The organism is Phocaeicola sp. (assembly GCF_048170425.1).
Lineage (GTDB): Bacteria > Bacteroidota > Bacteroidia > Bacteroidales > Bacteroidaceae > Phocaeicola.
Map to the genome: position 1 here is coordinate 1 of NZ_DBEXBB010000015.1, position 6028 is coordinate 6028.

Sequence of the window (6028 nt, forward strand, 5' to 3'; positions counted from 1 at the left end):
AACACATAAAGATTCTTACCACTATCCCCCTCCGTCCTTAAAATAAAGCATCGGAATTTCAACTTAAACGTAAAATACAATAAGTCCATTGCAGGAGGCTTTACATATTCCTTACGTAAAATATTGAAAATTCGATTTTTCAGGTTGTTGTACTTTTGCCAATAAGCCAGCACTGCAAATTACCTTTTATACATATTGTATAAGACACAACAACACCATATCACGATATTGTATCAAATAAGATATTTACTCTATTGAACAATAAGCTTTTACAACCCACAAACGCCCTATTGCATATATCAATAAAAAAAACGTCCTTTGCAATGAAGACAGATAAATGCTTATGGAATACACAGGACAATTAGCCAACAATCACATCTCGGTAGACTGCGTAGTCATCGGATTCGATGGAGAGAAACTAAAGGTGTTGCTCGTAAAAAGAATGGGAGAAGAAAGCGGAGAAGTTTTCCACGATATGAAGCTCCCCGGAAGCCTTATCTACATGGATGAGGACTTGGATGATGCCGCCAAACGAGTGCTTCGTGATTTGACTGGACTCAAAAATGTAGACCTGATGCAATTCAAGGCTTTCGGTTCAAAAGGCCGTACCAAGAATCCCAAAGATGTACACTGGCTGGAAAGAGCTGAAAAAGCCAAAGTGGAACGAATCGTAACCATCGCCTACTTCGCCATGGTAAAAATAGACAAGACTCTCAACAAGAACCTGGATGAATACAAAGCAGAATGGGTGGCACTGGAAGAAGTGAAGGACCTGGCATTCGATCACAATCTGATTATTGCAGAAGCCATGAAGTTTATCCGGCAGCACATCGAATTCAACCCGTCATGCATTTTCGAACTGCTTCCACGGAAATTTACCGCCCTGCAACTGCGAATGCTGTATGAGGTGATTTACGGCAAGGCATTGGATGTACGCAACTTCCATAAGAAGATTTCCATGATGGAATACATCGTACCGACGGAAGAATACGAACAGGGAGTATCTCACCGGGCCGCAAGGTATTATCGGTTTGACCGGAAAATCTACAACAAGACAAGAAGATAATTTTAAAAGACTATATAACGATGTATGTATTAGGTTATGACATAGGAAGCTCGTCAGTAAAGGCGAGTCTGGTCAATGTAGAAAGCGGAAAATGTGCAGCATCTGCCTTTTTCCCGAAAACAGAAGCGCCTATCCTCGCTGTCAAACAGGGATGGGCTGAACAGGACCCACAGAGCTGGTGGGATAATTTGAAACTGGCTACACAAGCCGTTCTCACTGCTTCTGGTGCAAAAGCAGAAGAAATCAAGGCTATCGGTATTTCTTATCAGATGCACGGTCTGGTCTGCGTGGACAAGAACCAGCAAGTGCTCCGTCCTTCTATTATATGGTGTGACTCCAGAGCTGTACCATACGGCCAAAAGGCTTTTCAGACATTGGGAGAAACACAATGCTTGTCACACTTGCTGAACTCACCGGGCAACTTCACGGCTTCCAAACTAGCTTGGGTAAAGGAAAACGAACCGGAAGTTTATGAACGCACCTATAAGGTGATGCTCCCGGGTGACTATATCGCCATGCGACTGACTGGAGAAATCTGTACCACTGTTTCTGGCTTGTCGGAAGGCATGTTCTGGGATTTCAAGGAAAACAAGGTAGCTGATTTCTTGCTGGATTATTACGGTATCGACGCATCCTTACTGGCTGACATCCGTCCGACCTTCTCTGAACAGGGAAAGGTAACAGAAAAAGTAGCTGCGGAATTAGGACTGAAAGCCGGTACTCCGGTAACTTACCGCGCCGGTGACCAGCCGAACAACGCTCTTTCTCTGAATGTATTCAATCCGGGTGAGATTGCTTCTACAGCCGGAACTTCCGGAGTGGTATACGGAGTGAACGGTAGTGTCAACTACGACCCACAGTCACGCGTCAATACATTTGCTCACGTCAACCACACTGCTTCACAGACCCGTCTGGGCGTATTGCTCTGCATCAACGGTACGGGTATCCTCAATTCGTGGATGAAACGCACATTGGCTTCCGACCTCAGCTATGCAGAAATGAACGAGGTTGCCGCTCAGGCTCCTATCGGTGCTGCCGGCATCAGCATCCTTCCGTTTGGTAACGGAGCTGAACGTATGTTGCAGAACCAGGAAATCGGATGTTCCGTTCAGGGTGTCAACTTCAACCTGCATAACCGCAGCCACCTGCTTCGTGCCGCTCAAGAAGGTATTGTATTCTCCTTCCGCTACGGTATCGACATCATGAAGGGTATGGGAATGGATGTACGGAAGATTCATGCCGGACATGCCAACATGTTCCTGAGTCCGCTGTTCCGCGACACGCTGGCCGGAGTCACAGATGCTACCATCGAACTCTATGACACAGACGGTTCGGTAGGAGCGGCCAAGGGAGCCGGAATGGGTGCAGGCATCTACCGCGACAATGTGGAAGCTTTTGCCACTCTCGACAAACTGGCTGTCATCGAACCGAAAGCTGCCGACGAAGCTGCATACGCCGACGCATACGCACGTTGGAAAGAATGTCTTGAAAAATCAACAAACAATTAAATATAACAATTCATTAACTTATAAAACAAAGATATTATGGCAACAAAAGAGTACTTTCCGGGTATTGGAAAAATCAAATTTGAAGGTGTAGAGAGCAAAAACCCGATGGCTTTCCGTTATTATGATGCAGAAAAAGTCATCCTGGGCAAACCGATGAAAGAATGGTTGAAATTCGCTATGGCATGGTGGCACACATTGTGCGCTGAAGGTGGCGACCAGTTCGGTGGCGGAACAAAAAGCTTCCCATGGAAAGGAAATCCTGACAAAGTACAGGCTGCAAAAGATAAAGTAGATGCAGGTTTTGAATTCATGCAGAAAATCGGTATCGAATACTACTGCTTCCACGATGTAGACTTGTGCGACGAAGCAGCTACTATCGAAGAATACGAAGCTAACTTGAAAGAAGTAGTAGCTTACCTGAAACAGAAACAGGCTGAAACTGGTATCAAACTGTTGTGGGGTACTGCTAACGTATTCGGTCATGCACGTTATATGAACGGTGCAGCTACTAACCCAGACTTTGATGTAGTAGCTCGTGCTGCCGTACAGATTAAGAATGCCATCGATGCTACTATCGAACTGGGCGGTACAAACTACGTATTCTGGGGCGGCCGTGAAGGTTACATGTCACTGCTGAACACTGACCAGAAACGTGAAAAAGAACACTTGGCTCAGATGTTGAAACTGGCTCGTGACTATGCACGCAGCAAAGGTTTCCAGGGCACTTTCCTGATTGAACCGAAACCGATGGAACCAAGCAAACACCAGTACGACGTAGATACTGAAACTGTTATCGGCTTCCTGAAAGCACACGGTCTGGACAAAGACTTCAAAGTAAATATCGAAGTAAACCACGCTACTTTGGCTGGTCACACATTTGAACACGAACTGGCAGTAGCTGTAGACAACAACATGCTGGGTTCTATCGATGCTAACCGTGGTGACTACCAGAACGGATGGGATACTGACCAGTTCCCTATCGACAACTATGAACTGATTCAGGCTATGATGCAGATTATCCGTGGTGGTGGTCTGGGCAACGGTGGTACAAACTTCGATGCGAAGACTCGTCGTAACTCTACCGACCTGGAAGACATCTTCATCGCTCACATCGCTGGTATGGATGCCATGGCACGTGCTTTGGAAAATGCAGCACGTCTGCTGGAAGAATCTCCTTACAAGAAAATGCTGGCTGACCGCTACGCTTCATTCGACAACGGAAAAGGTAAAGAATTTGAAGAAGGCAAGCTGACACTGGAAGATGTAGTAGCTTATGCGAAGACTGTAGGTGAACCGAAACAAACCAGTGGAAAACAAGAACTGTATGAGGCTATTGTAAATATGTATTGCTAATACGCTGATTTATCAGTATGCAGTCGGCATACCCGTCGGTGAAAGATTCTTTCTCCGATCAGGTATGCTGGCTCTTTTTTTAATATCTTATTATCATGAATTACACAGAAAAAGGAAGCAGAAGTTATCTGTTTTCCATCGTACTGGTAGCCGTACTGGGAGGATTACTATTCGGCTATGATACCGCTGTTATCTCTGGTGCAGAAAAAGGTCTTCAAGCTTTCTTCATGGGAGCAGACGACTTTGTTTACACTGATTCCTGGCATGGCATAACCTCTTCAAGTGCCCTCCTAGGCTGTATTATCGGTAGTGCTTTATCAGGCTTTTTTGCTTCCCATTTCGGAAGGAAGCTCTCTTTGCTGATAGCCGGCGTCATGTTCTTTTTGTCTGCTTTAGGCTCATATCATCCGGAATTTTTGATATTTCCGTACGGAGAACCCTCCTATTCACTTCTGTTGGCGTTCAATTTTTACCGCGTCATAGGTGGTGTAGGTGTGGGACTGGCTTCTGCCATTTGTCCAATGTACATCGCTGAAATCGCCCCAAGCAGCATTCGCGGTACACTGGTTTCCTGGAACCAGTTTGCCATTATCTTCGGTCAGCTGGTAGTCTATTTTGTCAACTTCCTCATCTTAGGCGATCACCTGAATCCGGTAGTAGAAATAGTGGATGGAGTCAACCGCATCATGAATCCGGAAGATGCTGCCTGGAGTATTGAAACCGGATGGCGACTGATGTTTGTCAGTGAAGCCGTTCCTGCCGGATTGTTTACTCTCTTAGTCTTGTTTGTTCCAGAAACACCTCGTTACCTGGCAATGACCGGTCGTGACGAAAAAGCCCTGTTTGTATTAAGCCGTATCAACGGACTGTCACAAGGAAAAGAAATTCTGCAGGAAATCAAGGCTACTGCCCATGAAAAGACAGAAAAGCTGTTTACTTACGGCTGGATGGTTATCTTTATCGGTATCATGCTGAGTGTATTCCAGCAGGCAGTGGGTATCAACGCCGTACTTTATTTTGCACCACGTATTTTCGAAAGTATGGGTATGGGCAATCCGATGGTACAAACGGTATTCATGGGAATTGTCAACATCCTGTTCACTTTGTTAGCTGTCTTTACTGTAGAAAAGTGGGGACGCAAGCCTCTGCTCATTTACGGTTCCATTGGTATGGCCATCGGTGCACTCGGAGTAGCCCTCAGCAATGCCGCGACTGGCATCAGCCCTATGGTACCCGTCATCAGCATCATGGTCTACAGTGCATCATTCATGTTCAGTTGGGGGCCTATCTGCTGGGTGCTCATCGCAGAGATATTCCCTAACACCATCCGTGGCGCAGCCGTAGCCATCGCTGTCGCTTTCCAGTGGATATTCAATTTTATCGTCTCATCTACCTTCCTGCCCATGTACAACATGAGTGCCGGTGATATGGGCGATAAGTTCGGCCACATGTTTGTGTACGGACTTTATGGAGCTATCTGCATCATCGCAGCTATCTTTGTATGGAAATTAGTACCGGAAACAAAAGGTAAGACCCTGGAAGACATGACACGTTTGTGGAAAGAACGGCAGAAATAAAGACAATAACTAAAAAAGGCTTTCAGAAATTCTGAAAGCCTTTTTTAGTAGCGGGACCCGGGATTGAACCGGGGACCTCATGATTATGAAACGCGTATAACACGTTTTCTTTCTATTCCTTATAATGCTATTATATAGCACATTACACGTATTCTCGAGAGCAAATATAATGTTTTATTTTCATCCATAATTATCTTGTTTCTTCTATTTTCTCCTCTATTTGTGCAATTCTTGTGCAAATAGCTGTTTTGGTGTTATTTTCTTCTATACTCCAAACTCTATATTTACATCAATATTGAGTTATTTCTAATATCATGAGTCACTATCAAAATCAGCTCACTTCATCTTATCTAGTACTCACAATCAAATAATGAACCAGTCCAAAGAGGTTATGCGAGCTTAGTTATATTGAAGTCTAAATTATACATATAGATATAAACCTTAATCAAATAAATTAATCAATATTATTTCCGCTGTTATCAATATCATCATTTAGCAATATATATATGTTTGATAATATTTGA

At 44.4% G+C, this 6028-nt stretch carries 4 protein-coding genes; all 4 read left to right on the forward strand.

Translation table 11 applies throughout. The features are described 5' to 3' along the window. The first annotated feature begins 337 nt into the window (after positions 1 to 337). Positions 338 to 1066, forward strand: coding sequence for an NUDIX hydrolase (locus ACMJ0U_RS00680; protein WP_417127494.1), 729 nt, complete (start codon positions 338 to 340; stop codon positions 1064 to 1066). Between the two features lie 20 nt (positions 1067 to 1086). Continuing rightward, entirely contained in the window at positions 1087 to 2574 is a 1488-nt protein-coding gene (locus ACMJ0U_RS00685) for a xylulokinase (RefSeq protein WP_417127496.1), read from the forward strand. Positions 2575 to 2610: 36 nt separating this feature from the next. Further along, positions 2611 to 3927 carry a xylose isomerase gene (gene xylA, locus ACMJ0U_RS00690; RefSeq protein ID WP_022054239.1) on the forward strand — a complete coding sequence of 439 codons (1317 nt, stop codon included), beginning with the start codon at positions 2611 to 2613 and terminating at the stop codon, positions 3925 to 3927. A gap of 95 nt (positions 3928 to 4022) precedes the next feature. Then, entirely contained in the window at positions 4023 to 5504 is a 1482-nt protein-coding gene (xylE, locus tag ACMJ0U_RS00695; protein WP_417127498.1) for a D-xylose transporter XylE, read from the forward strand. The last annotated feature ends 524 nt before the right edge of the window (positions 5505 to 6028 follow it).

Excerpts from the sequence above, each read along its gene's own strand:
- xylA (WP_022054239.1), top strand. The coding sequence starts at position 2,611 with ATGGCAACAAAAGAGTACTTTCCGGGTATTGGAAAAATCAAATTTGAA.
- xylE (WP_417127498.1), top strand. The coding sequence starts at position 4,023 with ATGAATTACACAGAAAAAGGAAGCAGAAGTTATCTGTTTTCCATCGTA.
- ACMJ0U_RS00680 (WP_417127494.1), top strand. The coding sequence starts at position 338 with ATGCTTATGGAATACACAGGACAATTAGCCAACAATCACATCTCGGTA.
- ACMJ0U_RS00685 (WP_417127496.1), top strand. The coding sequence starts at position 1,087 with ATGTATGTATTAGGTTATGACATAGGAAGCTCGTCAGTAAAGGCGAGT.